Origin of the sequence: Streptosporangium sp. NBC_01755 (assembly GCF_035917995.1) — a bacterium.
Classification (GTDB): domain Bacteria; phylum Actinomycetota; class Actinomycetes; order Streptosporangiales; family Streptosporangiaceae; genus Streptosporangium.
This window is the reverse complement of record NZ_CP109131.1, coordinates 2,878,872-2,897,003: the sequence shown is the minus strand read 5'-3', so window position 1 is coordinate 2,897,003 and position 18,132 is coordinate 2,878,872. Positions and strand designations below refer to the sequence as shown.

15 protein-coding genes are annotated in these 18,132 nt (G+C 70.7%); 11 read left to right on the top strand and 4 right to left on the bottom strand.

What is annotated here, in order from left to right:
• The first annotated feature begins 123 nt into the window (after positions 1 to 123).
• Entirely contained in the window at positions 124 to 939 is an 816-nt protein-coding gene (locus tag OG884_RS13300; protein ID WP_326645498.1) for a DUF3027 domain-containing protein, read from the top strand.
• A 147-nt stretch (positions 940 to 1,086) separates the two neighbouring features.
• Positions 1,087 to 4,278: a sacsin N-terminal ATP-binding-like domain-containing protein gene (locus tag OG884_RS13295; protein ID WP_326645496.1), complete on the top strand. Its 3,192-nt coding sequence runs from the start codon at positions 1,087 to 1,089 to the stop codon at positions 4,276 to 4,278.
• Between the two features lie 191 nt (positions 4,279 to 4,469).
• On the opposite strand, the gene OG884_RS13290 is transcribed toward OG884_RS13295, so the two are convergent.
• Positions 4,470 to 4,730, bottom strand: a complete 261-nt coding sequence (locus OG884_RS13290; protein WP_326645495.1) for a DUF2530 domain-containing protein — start codon at positions 4,728 to 4,730, stop codon at positions 4,470 to 4,472.
• A 48-nt stretch (positions 4,731 to 4,778) separates the two neighbouring features.
• Between OG884_RS13290 and OG884_RS13285 the strand changes: the two genes are divergently transcribed.
• The 4 genes from OG884_RS13285 (at position 4,779) to thpR (ending at position 8,245) form a co-directional block, all read left to right on the top strand.
• Complete coding sequence (locus tag OG884_RS13285) at positions 4,779 to 5,600, top strand: solute carrier family 23 protein (RefSeq protein WP_326645494.1); 822 nt, start codon at positions 4,779 to 4,781, stop codon at positions 5,598 to 5,600.
• A gap of 218 nt (positions 5,601 to 5,818) precedes the next feature.
• Positions 5,819 to 6,280: a MarR family winged helix-turn-helix transcriptional regulator gene (locus OG884_RS13280; RefSeq protein ID WP_326645493.1), complete on the top strand. Its 462-nt coding sequence runs from the start codon at positions 5,819 to 5,821 to the stop codon at positions 6,278 to 6,280.
• 101 nt (positions 6,281 to 6,381) lie between these two features.
• Positions 6,382 to 7,719, top strand: a complete 1,338-nt coding sequence (locus OG884_RS13275; protein WP_326645491.1) for an MFS transporter — start codon at positions 6,382 to 6,384, stop codon at positions 7,717 to 7,719.
• Positions 7,673 to 8,245 carry an RNA 2',3'-cyclic phosphodiesterase gene (gene thpR / locus OG884_RS13270; protein WP_326645490.1) on the top strand — a complete coding sequence of 191 codons (573 nt, stop codon included), beginning with the start codon at positions 7,673 to 7,675 and terminating at the stop codon, positions 8,243 to 8,245. Before OG884_RS13275 ends, thpR begins: the two co-directional genes overlap by 47 nt.
• A gap of 221 nt (positions 8,246 to 8,466) precedes the next feature.
• On the opposite strand, the gene OG884_RS13265 is transcribed toward thpR, so the two are convergent.
• Positions 8,467 to 9,435: an aldo/keto reductase gene (locus OG884_RS13265; RefSeq protein WP_326645489.1), complete on the bottom strand. Its 969-nt coding sequence runs from the start codon at positions 9,433 to 9,435 to the stop codon at positions 8,467 to 8,469.
• Between the two features lie 119 nt (positions 9,436 to 9,554).
• Here OG884_RS13265 and OG884_RS13260 point away from each other — a divergent pair, with 119 nt between their 5' ends.
• On the top strand, positions 9,555 to 10,706 hold the full coding sequence (locus OG884_RS13260) for a hypothetical protein (protein ID WP_326645487.1): 1,152 nt from the start codon (positions 9,555 to 9,557) through the stop codon (positions 10,704 to 10,706).
• A gap of 70 nt (positions 10,707 to 10,776) precedes the next feature.
• On the opposite strand, the gene OG884_RS13255 is transcribed toward OG884_RS13260, so the two are convergent.
• Positions 10,777 to 11,154: an STAS domain-containing protein gene (locus OG884_RS13255; RefSeq protein WP_326645485.1), complete on the bottom strand. Its 378-nt coding sequence runs from the start codon at positions 11,152 to 11,154 to the stop codon at positions 10,777 to 10,779.
• Positions 11,155 to 11,482: 328 nt separating this feature from the next.
• On the opposite strand from OG884_RS13255, the gene OG884_RS13250 reads away from it, so the two are divergent.
• The 4 genes from OG884_RS13250 (at position 11,483) to OG884_RS13235 (ending at position 15,884) form a co-directional block, all read left to right on the top strand.
• Positions 11,483 to 12,508 carry an NAD-dependent epimerase/dehydratase family protein gene (locus OG884_RS13250; protein WP_326645483.1) on the top strand — a complete coding sequence of 342 codons (1,026 nt, stop codon included), beginning with the start codon at positions 11,483 to 11,485 and terminating at the stop codon, positions 12,506 to 12,508.
• A gap of 61 nt (positions 12,509 to 12,569) precedes the next feature.
• On the top strand, positions 12,570 to 13,760 hold the full coding sequence (lhgO, locus tag OG884_RS13245; RefSeq protein ID WP_326645481.1) for an L-2-hydroxyglutarate oxidase: 1,191 nt from the start codon (positions 12,570 to 12,572) through the stop codon (positions 13,758 to 13,760).
• A gap of 34 nt (positions 13,761 to 13,794) precedes the next feature.
• On the top strand, positions 13,795 to 14,502 hold the full coding sequence (locus tag OG884_RS13240) for a response regulator transcription factor (RefSeq protein ID WP_326645479.1): 708 nt from the start codon (positions 13,795 to 13,797) through the stop codon (positions 14,500 to 14,502).
• Positions 14,503 to 14,525: 23 nt separating this feature from the next.
• Positions 14,526 to 15,884: a HAMP domain-containing sensor histidine kinase gene (locus OG884_RS13235; RefSeq protein ID WP_326645477.1), complete on the top strand. Its 1,359-nt coding sequence runs from the start codon at positions 14,526 to 14,528 to the stop codon at positions 15,882 to 15,884.
• 217 nt (positions 15,885 to 16,101) lie between these two features.
• Here OG884_RS13235 and OG884_RS13230 read toward each other — a convergent pair whose 3' ends face one another.
• A complete protein-coding gene (locus OG884_RS13230; protein WP_326645475.1) occupies positions 16,102 to 18,072 on the bottom strand; it encodes an efflux RND transporter periplasmic adaptor subunit in 1,971 nt (656 codons plus the stop codon).
• Positions 18,073 to 18,132 lie beyond the last annotated feature (60 nt).

The window sequence follows — 18,132 nt, the reverse complement described above, 5'->3', positions numbered from 1 at the left end:
GTGAACGGGAGTCCACGGTGCCGTTCGCTCCGGTCATGGGTGAGAATGAACTGTGAGCGCAGTGAGCGAGCTAGCCAGTAGGGACAGCGGCCGACGTGCTGCGAGGCTGACGGGAGACGACTCATGAGTCGGACTCGATCCCGCGCCGTGGTCCTTGACCAGGCGTGCGTCGCGGCCGTCAACCTGGCCCGCGCCGCTGTCGAGGAGAACGTCAGGCCGGGCGACGTGGGCGATCACCTCGGGGTCGAGGGCGAGGGCGACCGTGTCGTCACCCACTACTTCGCCTGCCTCGACCGCGCCTACCGCGGCTGGCGCTGGGCCGTCACCGTCGCCCGCGCCTCGCGGGCGCGCAACGTGACGGTCAGCGAGGTCGTGCTCCTGCCTGGGACGGGTGCGCTGATGCCGCCGCAGTGGGTGCCCTGGAGCGATCGGCTCCGCCCGGGTGACCTCGGAGTGGGCGACCTGCTGCCCACCTCGGAGGACGATGACCGGCTCGCGCCGGGCTTCACCGAGACCGATGACGACTCCGACCATCAGATGATCTTCGAGTACGGCCTCGGCCGGGCCCGGGTGCTCTCCCCGATCGGCCGCGACCGAGCCGTGCGGCGCTGGCACTCCGGCGAGTCGGGGCCGCACACCCCGCTCGCGCATGCCGCTCCCGCCCAGTGCTCCACCTGCGGTTTCTACTGGCCGCTCGCGGGCGCGCTGCGCACCGGCTTCGGCGTCTGCGCGAACGAGTACGCCCCCGACGACGGGCGGGTGGTCGCCGCCGACCACGGCTGTGGCGCGCACTCCGAGGCCGCGGTGCTGCCGCACCAGGTCGAGCCGACCTCGCCGATCCTTGACGACCTCTCGTACGACACCGCCGAGCACATCTCGGAACCCGACCTGACCGGATCGGTGGACGATACGGCCTCCGAGCCGCTCGGTCACTCCTGACCCGGCGCCGCCGGGCCCGTTCCGCCCCGCAGCCGTCCCCGCCGCCCTCCCAGCGGCTCGCCCGGCCGTCGCCGGCCGGGCGCCGCTCCCGTGGTGTCTCGGCCAGGACGGCCGGCCGCGCGGGGCCCCGACCTTTGGAAGATCGCCTTGACTGACATCTTCGGCACCGAACGACTGCGCTCCGCCGTCCTGGCCGCCTGGACGGCATCGCCCGCGCGTTTCCGCGAGGACGCCAACGCGGAGGAGGACTTCGCGCTCGGCGGCTACCGCGACCGGCTGATCGTCGAGCTCGCGCAGAACGCCGCGGACGCCGCGCTCCGCGCCGGGGTGCCAGGAAGGCTCCGCCTCTCGCTGCGTGAGGGCGTGCTGTCGGCGGCCAACATCGGCGCTCCCATCGACGCCGGCGGGGTCGAGGGCCTGTCCACGCTGCGCGTCTCCGCCAAGCGCGCCGACGCCCACGCGGCCGGCCGGTTCGGCGTCGGGTTCGCGGCCGTGGTGTCGGTCTGCGATGAACCGGTGATCGGCTCACTCGGCTCAGGGGTCGTCCGCTGGTCCCGCGACCAGACCGCCGCCCTGGTGGCCGCCGAGCCCGAGCTGGCCAAGGAGCTCGCCGAGCGCGGAGGACACGTCCCGCTGCTGCGCCTGCCCTTCCCCGCGGGCCCGGTCGAGATCCCCGCCGGGTTCGACACGCTCGTGCGGCTGCCGCTCCGTGACGGGGCGGTCGAGGACGCCGTCAGAGCGATGTTGAGGGAGACCAGCCCGGCCCTGCTGCTGGGCCTGCCCGCTCTGGAGTCGATCGAGGTCGACCTGGACGGAGAGACGAGGATCGTCACCTCGGAGGGCTGGAAGGTCGTCTCGGCCTCGGGGAGGTTCACCCCCGAGCAGGTGGCCGAGCTCTTCGCCGACCGCCCGACCGAGGAGCGTTCCCGGCCGCACTGGCGGGTCCGCTGGGCCGTACCCGTGAGCGAGGCCACCGGGGAGCCCCGGCCGCTGCCCGCGCTGGTGCCGCCCGTGGTGCACGCGCCCACGCCGAGCGACGAGCCGCTTGACCTGCCCGTGCTGCTGATCGCCTCGTTCCCGCTGGCCACCGACCGGCGGCACGTCGCGCCGGGTCCGCTGGCCGACTTCCTGGTCGAGCGTGCCGCGGACACCTACCTGGAACTGCTCACCGGCCTGCCGCGAACGCCCCGGCTCCTCGACCTCGTCCCCGGCATGATGGGCAAGGGTGAGCTCGACGCGAGCATCCGCCGGGCGATCCTGCGCAGGCTCCCCGACGCCCCGCTGCTCCCCGCGCTCTCCCTGCCCGCCGATCTGCCCGCCGATCTGCCCGCAGATCTGTCCGCCGATCTGTCCGCCGATCTGTCCGTCGGTCCGGACTCCAAGGCCGGGCCGGGCGAGGCCGGAGCATCGCTCCTGCTATCCGACGATCTTCCGGAAGGTTCCGGCACGGCCTGGACCCCGCCCGCGGTCGGTGCGGAACTGGTCGTCTCGGGGCGGCAGGCGTCCGTGGTCGCGGCCACGGCCGCGCTGCTGGAGATGGTCGCTCCCATGATCGGTGGGCTGCTGCCCGCGGGATGGCCGTCACGGCACCCGGCGATCACCGCGCTCGGCGTCAGGCGGGTGCAGCTCTCCGACATCGTGGACATGCTCTCCGGCGACGCCGTCAAGGACAGGGACCCGGCCTGGTGGCGGTCGCTGTACGAGGTGCTGCCCGCCGACGACCCGGAGGCCCTCGGCGCGCTGCCGGTGCCGCTCGCGGACGGCCGCCTGGTCAGGGGGCCGCGCGGCACGTTGCTGCTGACCGACGGCTCCGCACTGGATCCGGCGGTCCTCGCCCCGCTCGGGCTGCGCGTGGTGCACCCGGACGCGGCCCACCCGCTCCTGCTCAGGCTCGGCGCGGGCGAGGCGACGCCCCGCACGGTCCTGGAGGATCCGCTGACCCGCTCGGCCGTCTCGGAGTCGCTGGACAGCCCCGACTCCGAACCGGTGGCCCAGGCGGTGCTCGCGCTGGTCGACGCCGCGGGGCTGACCGCGGGCGACGCACCCTGGCTGGCCGAGCTGGCGTTGCGCGGCGCAGACGGTGAGCTGTACTCGGCGGGCGAGCTGCTCCTCGCCGACGGGGCGCTGGCCGGGCTGCTCGACACGGAGACGCACTTCGGCACCGCCGCACCCGAACTGGTCGAGCGGTACGGCCCCCGGGTACTCGCCGCGGTCGGGGTGCTCGACGGCTTCGCCGTGGTCAACGACCACGATGTCATGATCGACCCGGACGAGTGCGACCACGACCTCGACCGCGAGGACGAGTGGCTGGAGACGGTCCTCGACCTGCTGCCCGAGATGAACGTGCCGCCGGTCGCCCGGGAGTTCTCCGCGGTCCGGGACCTGGAGTACGTCGCCGACTGGCCCGCCGCCCTCGCCCTGCTGTCACGCCCGCCGCTCCGCTCGGTACTGCATCCGCTGCGGGTCCTGGTGGCGGGAGAGGTCGTCGAGGTGCTGTCCTACACCGCGTGGTGGCTCTCCACGCATCCGGTGCTCGGCGGCAGGCGCCCCACGCAGCTGCGGCTCCCGGCGGGTGACCCGCTGCTGTTCGGCCTGTACGGGGACGCCCCGGCCGGTGTCGACGAGGCCGCGCTGGCGATGATCGGCGTCCGGAGCACGCTGGCCGACCTGCTCGCCTCGCACGGAGGCCCGGACGAGCTGCTCGATCTGCTGGGCGACCCCTCCATGGAGGTCGACCGGGCGCAGCTCCGCTCCCTGTGGGTGGCCCTCGCCGCCGTCGACCCCGCCCGCGTCGCGCCCCCGCGCGCCGTCCGCGCGGTTCTGGGTGACGAGATCGTCGTCGTCGACGCCGCTGACGGCCGACCGGTGTCCGCCGACGCCGGTTCTGGGAACGAGGGCGCGGGCGAGCCGGTCGTGGTCGAGGCCCCCGACCTGCTGCCGCTCGTCGCGGGACGGCCGTTGGTCCTGGCCCCGTTCGACCTGGCGGAGGCGCTGTCGGAGCTGCTCGACCTGCCGCTGGCCGGGGAGGAGGCGGCCGGGGAGGTGACGTCCTCGGGCGAGGTCCGCGACGTTCCGCCGGCCGTACGATCGCTGCTGCCGACCGCGCCCGCGAGCTACCTGGCGCATGAGCGGCTGCTGGTGGACGGTGTCCCCGCGGCCTGGCGGTTCTCCGAGGGCACGGTGCACGCCTCGGACATGGAGGGGCTGGCGCGTGGGCTCGCCTGGGCGTCCGGCCAGTGGGGCGACCGGCTCGCGGTGGCGGCGCTGCTGCGCGATCCCGCGGCGGTGCCGTTGCTGCTCGCCGAGGCCGACCTGGACAGCTGGACCGCTTCGACCTAGTGGCCCCACACCGAACGTTGACCGGGAAACCCGCAGCGGGGAACAGACGTTCCGGCCCGGAAAAGCCCGGTCAAGGTTCGGAGACGCCCCACTAGAAGATCGGCTCGGGTGAGCGTCTCCTCGTACGCCGAGTGGGAGTCAGCCGGGTGATACGCCTGCCTCTCACTCCTGCCGACCTGCGCGCCGGCCGGTCAGAAGATCGCCGTGGTCGGCTCGACCTGCTCCTCGGACGGGGGCGGGGGGCGGCGGTCACGGCGGCGTACATACCAGAGGCCGAAAAGGCCGCCGCAGATGCCCGACACGCACATCCAGATCCACCAGCGGTGCTCGGAGTCCGGCTGCACGACCAGGAGGACGACCAGGGCGACGGCCCACAGACCCGTACCCGTGAGGATCGTGAGCGTGTCGTTGGTCTGCAACGGCTTCAGATCCGGACGGCGTGGCTGGTTCACGTGCTCCAGACTAGGCGACGGTGTCTCACTATTCGCAAAACGGATTACGTGAAGGCGCGAATCCATCTCGAAATCCTGATGGGGGTCATCGGCAAGGTCCCCTTCGCGATGGCCGCGGGCCTCGGCCTGAACGCCTTCGTCACCTTCGGCATCGCCTCGCAGATGTCCTGGGAGTCGGCGATGGGCCTGGTGTTCCTGGAGGGCGTGATCATCGCGCTCCTGGTGCTGACCGGGTTCCGCACCGCCGTGTTCAACGCCATTCCAGCCCAGCTCAAGACCGCGATCAGCGTCGGCATCGGCCTGTTCATCGCCCTGATCGGCTTCGTGGACGCAGGCTTCGTCCGCCGGGTGGCCGCGGGACCGCCCCTGGAGCTCGGCATCGCGGGCTCGCTGGCCAGCTGGCCGATCTTCGTCTTCGTGGTCGGCCTGCTGCTGATGGTGGTGCTGGTGGCGCGTAAGACGAAGGGCGCCATCCTGATCGGCATCGTCGCCACGACGATCATCGCGATCATCGTCCAGGCCGTCACCAAGGTCGGCGCCGCGACGGTGCCGGGCCAGGACCCCAACCCGACGGGCTGGCAGCTCGTCGTTCCGGAAATGCCCAAGGAGATCTTCGGGTTCCACAACCCGCTGGTGCTGTTCGCGGAGTTCGACCCGATCGGCGCCTTCGGCTCGGTCTCGGTCATCGTGGCCCTGCTGCTCATCTTCACCCTGCTGATCACCGACTTCTTCGACACCATGGGCACGATCGTGGGCGTCGGCGGACAGGCCGGCTTGGTCAAGGAGGACGGCACCCTGCCCAGGACCAAGGAGATCCTCCCCGTCTACTTCGCCCTCGGCCCGATCAAGACCCTGCTCAACCTGGGCTGAGAAGTGGTGCGGAAGCCGTCACGGTGCTTGATTCTCGTCGGGCATCATGGCGGCTTTCGCGTGTCAAGGGCGACTGCTTCACGCCAAGATTGGCGAGCCCTGGTTGTCTGGCGCACCGTCTGGCGCACCGTCTGGCGCACCGTACGGCCCGCGTCGAGGAGTAAACCCCCTGGAGGGAATCGCGTGCAGTCGTATATAGTTAGCAAAGGTAATGACTTATGCTAACGAATCACCCCAGGAAGGACCACGTCGCGATCCTGCGAGGCGACGCCGGTCTGGCTTCGGCTCTACGCGTGTCACTGGCACGACTGAACAGGCGCCTGCGCAGGCAGGCCGCGGTGCACTCGCTGACGCCCACCCAGCTCGCGACGCTTGTCGCGGTGGAACGGCATTCCGGGATAACCCCCGGAGAATTGGCCGATCTAGAGAAGGTGCAACCGCCCTCGATGACTCGCGTGATCGCCGTGCTGGTCGAGCGGGGGCTGGTGTCGCGTACACCGCACCCGACCGACCGGCGCCAGGTGACCGTGAGCGTGACCGATCAGGGGTCGGCGCTGCTGAAGGAGGAGCGCCGTCTCAAGGAGGCGTGGCTGACGCGGCAACTGAAGGAGCTGACACCCGAGGAGAAGGCGACGCTCAGGCAGGCGGCCCCGATACTGGAGAAGCTCAGCCGGATCTAGCCGACCCCGAGGAACCCGGGGCCCCGGCGATCTCGTATGACGCCGGGGCGTCCGCCACATCAGGCGGAAAGTCCAGGAGAAGGCTCGGGCTGAGGGCGCGGGTGCGGCGGCGGGCCGCGAGGGCCGCCACTGTCAACGAGCTCCAGGCCGTCGAGAGTGGATCGGCCCAGGCCGTCCCCGAGACGCGGGGCGGGATGTTCCGGTCGCTGCGTATCTACAACTACCGGCTGTTCGCGGCCGGCGGCGTGGTCTCCAACGTCGGCACGTGGATGCAGCGCACCGCGCAGGACCTGCTGGTGCTCGACCTGACGAAGGGTAGCGCCACCGCGCTGGGCCTGACCGTCGCGCTGCAGTTCCTGCCGTTGCTGCTGTTCGGCCTCTGGGGCGGCATGCTCGCCGACCGCTATCCCAAGCGGTTGCTGCTGATCGGCGCCCAGTCGCTCATGGGCCTGCTCGCGCTCACCATGGGCGTGCTCACCGTGACCGGCTCGGTTCAGGTCTGGCACGTGTACGTGATGGCCTTCACGCTCGGCCTCATCGCCTGCGTCGAGGTGCCGACTCGGCAGTCGTTCGTCGTCGAGATGGTCGGCCACCAGGACCTGTCCAACGCGATCGCGCTGAACGCGTCGATCTTCAACCTGGCCCGCGTGGTCGGCCCGGCCCTCGCCGGTGTCCTGATCTACGCGCTCGGCGGCACCGGCCCGATCTTTCTGATCAACGCGGTGTCGTTCGCCGCGGTGCTCAGCGGGCTGCTGCTGATGCGCACCTCCCAGCTGACCACCCCCGAACCGCTACCGAAGGCAAAGGGGCAGCTCCGCGAGGGCCTGCACTACGTGATGGCGCGGCCAGAACTGCTCATGCCGATACTGCTGGTCGCCTTCGTCTCGATGTTCACCCAGTCGTTCTCGATGTCGATAGCGCTGATGGCGCGCCAGGTCTTCGGGGCCGGAGCCTCCTCGTTCGGGCTCGCCTCCAGCATGTTCGCGGTCGGCGCGCTGGCGGGCGCCCTCATGGCGGCGCGGCGGGTGAAGCCGAGCAGGCGACTACTGCTCGGCGGTGCTGTCGCGTTCGGCCTGTTCCAGATCGCCAGCGGCCTGGCGCCCTGGTACCCCCTCTATCTGACCCTGCTCGTGCCCACCGGCCTCGCCCTGATCTCGATAAACACCGCGGCCAACGCGAGCGTGCAGCTGGCCACCTCGCCGGAGATGCGCGGCCGGGTAATGGGGATCTACGTGCTCGTGTTCACCGGGGGAGCCCCCCTCGGCGCGCTGCTGCTCGGCTGGATCTCCGATCTGGGCGGTCCCCGTACGGGGGTCGTGGTGGGCGGGGTGCTCACCCTGATCGGCGTCGGTGCGGCGAGAATGCTGACAAAGGTAATCAGCAGGAGGTCGCATGCGGCTGTTCGTGGGACTGCTGCCGCCGCCGTCGGCGCGCGATGAGCTGGACCGCGCCCTAGAACCCCACCGGGCACGATGGCCGGGGCTCCGCTGGCTGGACGCGGAGAACTGGCACGTGACGCTGTCGTTCCTGGGGGAGGTGCCCGACCGGGTGTTGCCCGAGCTGCGGACGCGACTCGCCAGGGCGGCCGCGCGGCACGCCCCGATGACACTGTCCTTCACCGGTGCCGGCGCGTTTCCCTCGGCGGGCAGGGCGCGGGTCTTCTGGACCGGGCTGCGCGGTGACCACCTCCGGCTGGGCCGCCTGGCCGATTCCGCGGCGGCCGGGGCGCGCCGAGCCGGAGCCGGGCAGGCGGAACACCGGAGGTTCAGGCCGCATCTGAGCCTGGCCAGGTGCCGCCCCGAGACGGACATAGGTCCTCTGGTCGAGGCGTTCGGGCCGTTCTCCGGCGCCGAGTGGGAGCTGGGGACGGTGCACCTGATACGGAGCGACCTCGGGGCCAAGGTCCGCTATGAAACGGTTGAGAAATGGGGCCTGACGGCGCGGGCATCCCGTGAGCAGAGCTAGGCTCCAGGGCGTGGATCGTCCCCGTCGCTGGCTGCTGCCCACGGTGCTCGTGCTTCTCGTGCTCCTCGTGGTGATCGGCGCACTGGTGTCCTAGGTTCCGTTCCCCGACTCTTTCCCCCACCGCGGCCGCCCGGACGGCATGGCAGGATCCTTGGGACGGGACCTGGACGCCCATCGGCGGCTTTCCCGACGACCTCGCGGGGGCGCCACCTGAGCACCGGCTACCAGGCGTACTCCTCCGGTGCCGTCCTGAACCCGGGGAAGATCTCGTCCAGGCGGGTCAGGGCCTTCTCGTCCAGAGTGATCTCCAGCGCCTTGGTGGTGCCGTCGAGCTGGTCGAGCGTGCGCGGCCCGATGATCGGTGCGGTGACGACCTTCTGGTGGAGCAGCCAGGCCAGCGCGAGGTTGGCCGGGGCCACACCGAGCTCGTCCGCGAACGCCTCGTAGCGCTCGATCTTGTCGCGGTGCTTCTCCAGCTCGGCGGTGATCTGCTCCGAGGCCGACCGCCCCTTGTCGATCTTCTTGAGGATGCCGCCGAGCAGGCCGCCCGCGAGCGGGCTCCACGGGATCAGACCCAGGCCGTAGTCCTCGGCCGCCGGGATGACCTCAAGCTCGGGGGCGCGGACGATCAGGTTGTAGTGGGACTGCTCGGAGACCAGGCCGAGGGTGTTGCGGCGCCGCGCGCTCTCCTGGGCCTTGGCGATGTGCCAGCCCGCGAAGTTGGACGACCCCACGTACAGGATCTTGCCCTGCTGCTTGAGGATGTCCATGGCCTCCCAGAACTCCTCGAACGGGGTGCTCCGGTCGATGTGGTGTGCCTGGTAGAGATCGATGTAGTCGGTCTGCATCCGCTTCAGCGACGCGTCGGCGGCGCGCCGGATGTTGAGCGCGGACAGACGGCCCTCGTTGGGCCAGTCGCCCATGTCACCGTAGAGCTTCGTGGCGATCACCGTCTTCTCGCGGCGCTCGCCTCCCTTGGCGAACCATCGACCGATGATCTTCTCGGTGATGCCCTCGCCTTTCTTCCAGCCGTACACGTTGGCCGTGTCGAAGAAGTTGATTCCCAGCTCGTGGGCGTGGTCCATGATCTCAAAGGAGTCTTCCTCCGAGGTCACGGGGCCGAAGTTCATCGTGCCCAGGCAGAGGCGGCTGACCTTCAGGCCGGTACGGCCAAGCTGCGTGTAATCCATACGCCCACCCTAAATACCTGGAGTGCACTCCAGGCGAGAGGCTTCGCGGGGGAAATCCATGTCGGCCGGACCCGTCGCGTCTGTGACGCCCGCCGGTGTCGCCGGGGCATGATGACTGGATGCTGAGTAAGCCGGGGGAAGTCTTGGTTCGCGCGTTCGCGGTGGCCGGCCTGACCGCGGCCGCGGTCTTCGCGGGGCAGAGCGCATCGGTGAGCGGCGGGCGGGCGGCATGGGCCGACGCGGGGCAGGAGGCTGGGCAGGGGCCGAGGGCCGACGCGGGGCAGGAGGCGAGGGCGGACGACGAGGAGCGGATCCTCTTTCGTTTCAAGGACAGCCGGATCGCCGAGTCGAGCGGGCTGGCGGTCTCGCCGACCCGCGAGGGCGTCTACTACACGCACAACGACAGCAGCGCCGGACCGGTCTTCTACGCGGTCGGCCCCAACGGTCAGACCCGCGCGAGCTTCACCCTGCGAGAAGCGGAGGCCCGCGACTGGGAGGGCATGGCCGCCTCCGTCGATCAGAAGACAGGCCAGGGGGTGCTCTGGTTCGCGGACATCGGCGATAACTTCGACGGGGCCTGGCCTGATATTTCGGTATACAGGGTTGCGGAGCCCACGGTGCTGAGTGACGCCGTCGTCCCCGCGGTGCGTTACCGCTTCCGCTACGAGGACGGCGGACACAACGCCGAAGGCATCATGGTGAACCCTCGCACCGGGCGCCTCTACATCGTGACCAAGCAGTTCGCCGGCGCCGTCTACCAGGCACCGAAACGGCTGCGCACCGACAGGGTCAACGTGCTCCGCAAGGTCGGCTCCGCGCCCATCATGGCCACCGACGCCGCCTACGCCCCCGACGGGTCGAGCTTCGTGATCCGAACCTACTTCTCCGCCACGGTCTACCGTGCTCCCGGCGAGCAGATCGCCCGGGTGACGATGCCGCAGCTGGAGCAGGCCGAGTCGATCGCCTACACGCGGGACGGCAGGCACCTGCTGACCGGTAGCGAGGGGAAGCGCAGCCCGGTCTACCAGGTGCCACTGCCCGAGGAGGTTCTCCGTGAGGCGGCTCCGGAACCCACGTCCGCCCTGCGGCGGGCGGCTCCCACACCTCCCACGCCTCCTGCCCCAGCCCGCACGCCGGTCGCCGGGGCGAAGACCGAACAGGACGACACCGGCGCGGACGCGGGGGTGCCGACCTCGGCCGTGCTTCTCTGGCTGGCGGTCGCCGCCGGCGCCACGGGCACCATCACCCTGATCGCCCGCCACACCCGCTGAGGGACGATCGACGCCCGCTGAGGGACGATCGGGGCGGCCCGGCCGGTTCAGTCCGGCAGCCCCGGCCGGTTCAGTCGGGAAGTCGCGGGTCGCGGTGGGTGGTGTGGGCCAGGGAGGCCGCCACGTCGGCATCGATGAGGAACCAGGCGTACAGGCCGGTCATCTGCAGGAGGCGTTTGAGGACGTCCGACACCTCGGCCAGGCGTAACCACCCGCCCGCCTCCGAGGTCATGCGCGCGCCGCTGAGAAGCGCCCGCAGCCCGGTGGAGTCGCAGAAGGTGATGTCCCGGGCATCGATGACGATCCGCGAACGGTAGTCGGAGACCAGCCGCTCGATGGTCCCCCTGAGCAGTTCGCTGGAGTTACGGTCGATGTCACCCGCGACGATGATCACGGTGCAGCCGGCACGCTCGTGGTGATCGACGCCGATGGAGAGTTCTCTGCTCATCGCCTCGCATTTCCACCCGGTGAAGCCGCCGGTTCCGGCTGTCGTCCGGCCTGATCAAGGTATACCCCGCCGTGCCATCGGGGTGGGCGGCAGGCGGGAGACAGGTGCGTAACGGCTACGAGGGGCAACGGCCGTCTCCCGTGCCGCCGGCCGGCCGGGAACGTGATCTCATGCCGAAAAATGAATGACCGCATACAGATTTATTGCCCCGACATATTCGGGTATTCCTCAACCGTCCCGGACGGATTTCCGGCAATAGGCAGTGATGATTAAGAACCAGAGGGGTTATCCCTTCTCTTCCGGTGAGGATTGCCGCTAACTTTCGAAGATGCGCGTTCTGGTAACCGGGGCATCAGGTTTCGTCGGCTCGCATGCGGTCGCCGCGCTCCTCGCCGACGGGCACGAGCCGCTTCTTCTCATACGCAATCCAGAGAAAACGCGCGAAGTGCTGGCCGGGGTCGGGGTGACGGAGCCGATTCCCCTGCACCGGACCGATATCCGCGACGCGGCGGCCGTGCGGGACGGGCTCGAACAGTGTGACGCGGTCATTCACGCCGCCGCGGAAATCGGGGTCATCGGCCGTGTCAGCGACCCGGCCGGCACGAATGTGAGTGGGGCGAAGAACGTCCTCGGGCAGGCCGTCGAGCTTGGTCTCGACCCGATCGTGCACATCTCCAGCATCGGCGTCTTCGTGCCCCCGGCCGGCCCGGTGATCACGACCGAGAGTCCGCTCTCCGCCCCGAGGAACGAGTACGGCAGGAGCAAGATCTCCGCCGAGTACTACGCCAGGCGGCTCCAGGAGCAGGGGATGCCGGTCACGATCGTCTACCCGGCGGCGGTCGCCGGACCCTGCCAGCCCTCGCTGGACGCGCTGATGGACGGGCTGCGCGCAGGACTGGAACAGGGGTGGCCGATCACCGCCGGCGGCGTCGGCGTCGTCGACGTAAGGGATCTGGCCCTCGTGCTCGCCCGCTGCCTCGAACCGGGCAGAGGGCCTCGCCGGTTCATGCTGGGCGGGCACTATCTCACCTGGGCGCAGCTCGCCGACGTCTGCGACGAGGTGACCGGGAACCGCTGCCGGAGGTTCAGGGTCCACCGCTCGGTGCTGCGTGGCGCGGCGGCCGTGGTCGACGCGATGAAACTGATCAAGGAGATCGACTACCCGCTGACCAGGGACGCCGTCGAGATGATGGTCACGATGGTCCGCGCGTACGACACCCCGACCCTGGAGGCGCTCGGCGTGGGGTTGCGACCGGTCCAGGAGACCGTCGCCGACTCGCTGCGCTGGCTGGCACAGGAAGGGCACCTCGCCGCCGACAAGGTCGGCAGGCTGGCGGGTAGTGTCACGCGGTAACGCGATCCCTACCGCATGGCAGGGGCGGCGGCGGTGCCCACCTCACAGTCAGGAGTCGGCGATGAAGGTCGGGGTGGTCGGTGCGGGGATCGTCGGGTTGGCCGTCGCGAGGGAGGCGGCACTGACCCGCGGCGCCAGGGTGACGGTCCTGGAGAAGGAGGATCACGTCGGAGCCCACCAGACCGGGCACAACAGCGGCGTCGTTCACGCCGGAATCTACTACCGGCCTGGCTCGCTCAAGGCCACACTCTGCAGGGAGGGCGCGGCACTGCTGCGGCAGTACTGCGCCGAGCACCGCATCCCCTACGACGAGGTCGGCAAGCTCGTCGTCGCCTCCACCCCGGCCGAACGGCCCGAACTGCGGCGGATCGCCGAACGGGCCCGCGCGAACGGGGTTCCCGGCATCGCCGAACTGGACGCGCGGGCCCTGCGGGAGATCGAGCCGCACACCGTCGGCACGGGTGCCGTGCACTCCCCGCGTACCGCGATCGCCGATTTCCCCGCCGTCGCCAGGCGTCTGGCCGCGGACGTGGAGGAGAGCGGCGGATCGGTGCTGCTCTCACATCCGGTACGCGCGGTACGGGAGACCGCGAGCGGGGTGAAGGTCCTGGCAGGGGAGCGGACGCTGAGCTTCGACCGGCTGATCGTCTGTGCCGGGCTCGGTACCGACACCGTCGCGAGGATGGTCAAGGCCACCGGAGACGTGCGGATCGTCCCTTTCCGCGGTGAGTACTACGCGCTGACCGGCACGGCGAAGGACCTGGTCCGAGGGCTCGTCTACCCGGTTCCCGACCCCCGCTACCCGTTCCTCGGCGTGCATCTGACCCGCAGGATCGACGGTGAGGTACTGGTCGGCCCCAACGCGGTCATGGCGCTGGCGCTGGAGGGCTACTCATGGCGGGACGTCGACCTGGCGGAGCTGGGCCGGATCCTGGCCTGGCGTGGCACCCGGCGGCTGGCCGCCAGGCACTGGCGGACCGGGATCAGGGAGGTGACCGGTTCGATGGGCAGGAGGTCGTTTCTGAGCGCCGCGCGCCGCTACGTCCCCGCCCTGACCGCCGCAGACCTCGTCAGGACCACCGGAGGCGTGCGCGCACAGGCGGTGGACGCCTCCGGCGGCATGCTGGACGACTTCGCGATCGACGTGCACGGCCGCGTCGCCCTCGTGCGCAACGCCCCCTCCCCGGCGGCGACCTCCAGCCTGGCCATTGCCAGGCATATTGTGGGGTTAGCCTCTGTGTTGACCAGTTAACTGCTTTCTCATGTGGGCCGGTGAAAATAGACCAGTGACCGACTCACCTGAGGCACGCCTGCTGATCGTCGAGGACGAGCCGAACATCCTTGAGCTCCTGGCCGCGAGCCTGAGGTTCGCCGGCTTCGGCGTCAACACGGCGAAAAACGGCACGGACGCCGTCGCCGCCGTCCAGCGGCACCGGCCCGATCTCATCGTGCTCGACGTGATGCTCCCGGACATGGACGGCTTCGACGTCGTACGGCGCCTGCGCGGCGGCGGCAGCGACACCCCCGTGGTCTTCCTCACCGCGCGCGACGCCACCGAGGACAAGATCCGGGGGCTGACCATAGGCGGGGACGACTACGTGACCAAGCCGTTCAGCCTGGAGGAGGTCGTGGCCCGGATCCGGGCGGTGCTGCGCCGAACCGGCTCCGGTGACCTCGTCCCCCGCCTGCCGCGGCTCAGCTTCGCCGACATCGAGCTCGACGAGGAGAGCCACGAGGTGTGGCGCAAGGGCAAGGCGGTGGCACTGTCACCAACGGAGTTCAAACTGCTCCGCTACTTCATGGCGAACGCGGGGCGGGTGCTGTCCAAGGCCCAGATTCTCGACCACGTGTGGGACTACGACTTCCGGGGTGATGTCGGGATCGTCGAGTCCTACGTCTCCGTGCTCCGTCGCAAGATCGACAACATGGACCCACGACTGATCCACACGCTGCGCGGCGTCGGATACGTGTTGCGCCTGCCGCCGGCGCCGTGATGTTCAAAGGGACCCCGCTACGGGTGAAGCTGATCGCCGTCATCCTGGCCCTCCTGACGATCGCGCTCACCCTCATCGGGATCGGCAGTGTCTCGATCATGCGCGGCTACCTGATCGACCGCGTCGACACCCAGATCAACATAACGGTCGACACCGCGCTGCGCCGGATGAACCGGGGGGTCATACCCATCGGCAGGCCGCTGTCGCCCGACGCGAGGTTGGAGCTCCGCGACTCCAGCGGCAGGACCTTCGACGTCTACAGCGGTACCGATGTGGAGGGCAAGCCGGGGCCGCAGGTGCCCCCGGGCCAGGACATCCGGCCGTTCGACAGCGGCGGCTGGAGGGTCCGCACGACACCCCTGAACGGCGGTGGAAATCTCGTCGTGGCCGTTGACATGGCCGAGGTCCGGCAGATCGTCGGCCAGCTCGCGCTGGTGGAACTGCTCGGCGGTGGCGGCCTGATGCTGATGCTCGCCGGGGCAGGGGTATTGATCATCCGTAGGAGCCTGCGACCGCTGGAGGAGATCGAGCGTACCGCCCAGGCCATCGCCGCCGGAGACCTGAGCCGCCGCATCCCCGATGCCGACCCGCGCACCGAGGTGGGCCGCCTCGGCCGTTCGCTCAACGGCATGCTCGCCCAGATCGAGACCGCCTTTCAGGCCCGTTCGGAGTCGGAGTCCTCGGCCCGCAGGTCGGAGGAGCGCATGCGAAGGTTCGTGGCGGACGCCTCGCACGAGCTCCGCACGCCGCTGACCTCGATCCGGGGGTTCGCCGAGTTCTATCGGCAGGGGCCGGGAATCGACGCCGCACCGCTGATGCGCCGGGTCGAGTCCGAGGCGGTCAGGATGGGCCTGCTCGTCGACGACCTGCTGATGCTCGCCCGGATGGACCAGCAACGGCCGCTGGTCATGCGCCCGGTCGACCTGCTCGCCATCGCCGCCGACGCCGTCCACGACGCCCGCATCCTCGCTCCCGAGCGTGAGGTCACGCTCTCGGTGGACGGCTCCGCGCTCATCGTCTCCGGCGACGAGGTACGGCTCCGCCAGGTCGTGGGAAACCTCATGACCAACGCGCTCACCCACACTCCCGAGCGCACCCCGGTGCGGGTGGTGCTCTCCGGCGATGACGGCATGGCCGTCATCGAGGTCGTGGACGAGGGTCCTGGCCTCACCTCCGAGCAGCGCGAACGCGTCTTCGAGCGGTTCTACCGCGTCGACTCCGCCCGGGGCCGTCGCGCCCCCGAGGACGGCGGGAGCGGACTCGGCCTGGCCATCGTGGCCGTGATGGTCGAGGCTCACGGCGGCGGCGTCGCCGTGGACTCGGAGTCCGGCAAGGGGGCGACGTTCCGGGTGCTCCTCCCCCTCGCCTCCGAATCCGGCTGATCTCCGTCCGACTCGACGGAGCCGTCTGTTCGGGGTCGTGTCCCGGGCTGGTCGTGCGAGGTGTGGTGGTCGGTGTTCCGGCTCCGGTTCTCGTGTGGCGAGTGATCGTCTGTTCGAGGTCGTCTTCCTGGCCGGTCGTGCGGGGTGGGGGCGGGGTGTGGCGGCCCACAACCCCGGCCCGGTTCCGGCTCTGGCGTCAGGGACGGTCGTCCGGGGCTCAGGGGGCGCCGGCGCCGGTCTCCGGCCAACTGCTGTCGGGGAACTCCCCGTCGGCCGCGCCGCCGGGCATCACCACCCGGTCGTTCTCGGCCAGTCCTGAGGTGATCTCGACGTACTGGTCGCCACGGACGCCCGTCTCCACGACCCGCTCGGTGCCGCCCTGCACGGTGACCCGGGAGATCCCCTCGCTGGTTTTCACCGCCTGAGCCGGGACATAGAGCGTCTCCGCGGACTTGGCGACGGTCACGGTGACCGAGGCGGTCTGACCCACCATGAGGTCCGCCGGGGGCTTGTCGAACGCGATCGTGACGCCGTACCTCACCAGGCGGTCCGTGGTGGTCGCGGTGGGGGCGATGCCGGTCACGGTGCCCGTGTACCGCTCCCCCTGCCGTGTGGCCAGGGTGATCGTCGCCTGTTGGCCCAGCTCCAGGCTGCCGATGTCCGACTCGGTGAACAGCGCCTCCACCTGGAGCTCGTCCAGGTCTCCCAGGGTGAGGAACGTCCCGGTACCCGTGCTGTCGCCGACCGCGCCGGCCACGGACATGACGGTGCCGTCGGCGGGAGCGACGATCCGCACGCCCGCCAGTTCCTCCGTGGCGTCGGTCAGCTCCGCCTGAGCCTGCTTCACGCGGGCCTCGGCCTGCTCCACGCTGAGCGTTCCCTGCCCGGCCCCGCCGGTGGAGGCGTCAGCGCCGCCACCCTGCCCGGTTTTCGGGGCGGTGTCCTGCTTTGCGGCCTGCCCGGAGTTCTGGCCCGCGTTCGCACCCGCACCGGCGCCCGCGCCCGCGTTCGCACCGGCGCCCGCACCGGCGCCCGCGTTCGCACCCGTGCCCGTGCCGGTGTTCGCGCCCGGTTTCGGGGTGGAGCATCCGGTGGACCCGGGAGCCGGCGTCCTGCCGGTGGTGGGCCTGGCGGTTGCCGTCGGCTTGGCGGTCGTGGGGGCGGCAGTCGGCCCGGGGTGGGTCGCCGGTCCTGAGGGACCACCCGGGTTGGTCGCCGGTCCTGAGGGCCGGGTCGTAGGCGCCGGTTCCGAGGTCGCGGGTGGCCCGCCACCGTCCGGTCTCGCGGTCACGGTGACCGTCGCGGTGGCCGTCACCGTCACCGTCGGAGCGGCCGTTACGGTGACGGTGACCGTCGGCGCCGGCTGGGGAGAGTCGTCCCCCGGCCCTCCCGCCGCTGTCGGTGTCGGTGTCGGGGTGGCCGCGGGCGTCGCGGGCGAGGTCCGCGCGAGCGCGGCGGCCGGAGCGAAGGAGCGCGCCGTCGCGGACGCGGGGGCCGAGTCGCGTACGGGGGTGGGCGTGACCGGTGGCGTCGTGAGGCGGTATCCGGCGGGTACGATCCCGCCGGCCGGGACGACCCGTATCTCTCGCTCGGCTCCGGCCGGCTCGGGCACCGGGGCAGGAGCGTCCGTCCCGGTCGGGGCAGGGGGGGCGCCCGCCCCCGGTGGCCGCGTCGCGGTGGGCTCACATCCGGTCTGCCCGGCGGGATCGGACCGGTCGGCTCCCGTCTGGCCCTGTGTCCCCTGCTGCTGTGTCCCCTGCCGGGTCTGCTGGGGAACTCCGCCTGTCGTATTCCCCGATGTGCTTTCCGCCGTGCTTCCGGCCTCCTCCAGCGCCTCCTCGGCCGCCGCGAGTTGCGCTTTCGCGGCGGTGTAGCGCTCGCGTGCGGGCGCGGAGCCGATCCTGGCGAGCACATCTCCCCTGCCGACCTTGTCCCCGGCCTTGACGTAGACCTTCGTGACCGTTCCCGATCCACCGAAGGCCAGGTCGCGGGTGCCGTCGTCCACGGTGTTGCCCGCGGCCGACACCGCGGCGGTCACCGTCCCGCGTCTGGCGAAGGCCGGCTCCCCCCGGGGGGCCTGGTCGGAGCCGCCGTCGAGTGCGACGATCGCGCCCGCGCCCACCAGGACGAGGGCGGCCAGGGCGAGTCCTCCCGTGCGCAGGTTCTTCGGGAGATGGGTCGGTCTCATGGCGGACAATCCTGGACTGTCTGATTCACAGCATGCTCACAGGCCCCTGAAGGTTTGCTG

Excerpts from the sequence above, each read along its gene's own strand:
- lhgO (WP_326645481.1), top strand. The coding sequence starts at position 12,570 with ATGAAGGTCGGGGTGGTCGGTGCGGGGATCGTCGGGTTGGCCGTCGCG.
- OG884_RS13260 (WP_326645487.1), top strand. The coding sequence starts at position 9,555 with ATGCTGAGTAAGCCGGGGGAAGTCTTGGTTCGCGCGTTCGCGGTGGCC.
- OG884_RS13280 (WP_326645493.1), top strand. The coding sequence starts at position 5,819 with ATGCTAACGAATCACCCCAGGAAGGACCACGTCGCGATCCTGCGAGGC.
- thpR (WP_326645490.1), top strand. The coding sequence starts at position 7,673 with ATGCGGCTGTTCGTGGGACTGCTGCCGCCGCCGTCGGCGCGCGATGAG.
- OG884_RS13230 (WP_326645475.1), bottom strand. The coding sequence starts at position 18,072 with ATGAGACCGACCCATCTCCCGAAGAACCTGCGCACGGGAGGACTCGCC.
- OG884_RS13300 (WP_326645498.1), top strand. The coding sequence starts at position 124 with ATGAGTCGGACTCGATCCCGCGCCGTGGTCCTTGACCAGGCGTGCGTC.
- OG884_RS13255 (WP_326645485.1), bottom strand. The coding sequence starts at position 11,154 with ATGAGCAGAGAACTCTCCATCGGCGTCGATCACCACGAGCGTGCCGGC.
- OG884_RS13265 (WP_326645489.1), bottom strand. The coding sequence starts at position 9,435 with ATGGATTACACGCAGCTTGGCCGTACCGGCCTGAAGGTCAGCCGCCTC.
- OG884_RS13250 (WP_326645483.1), top strand. The coding sequence starts at position 11,483 with ATGCGCGTTCTGGTAACCGGGGCATCAGGTTTCGTCGGCTCGCATGCG.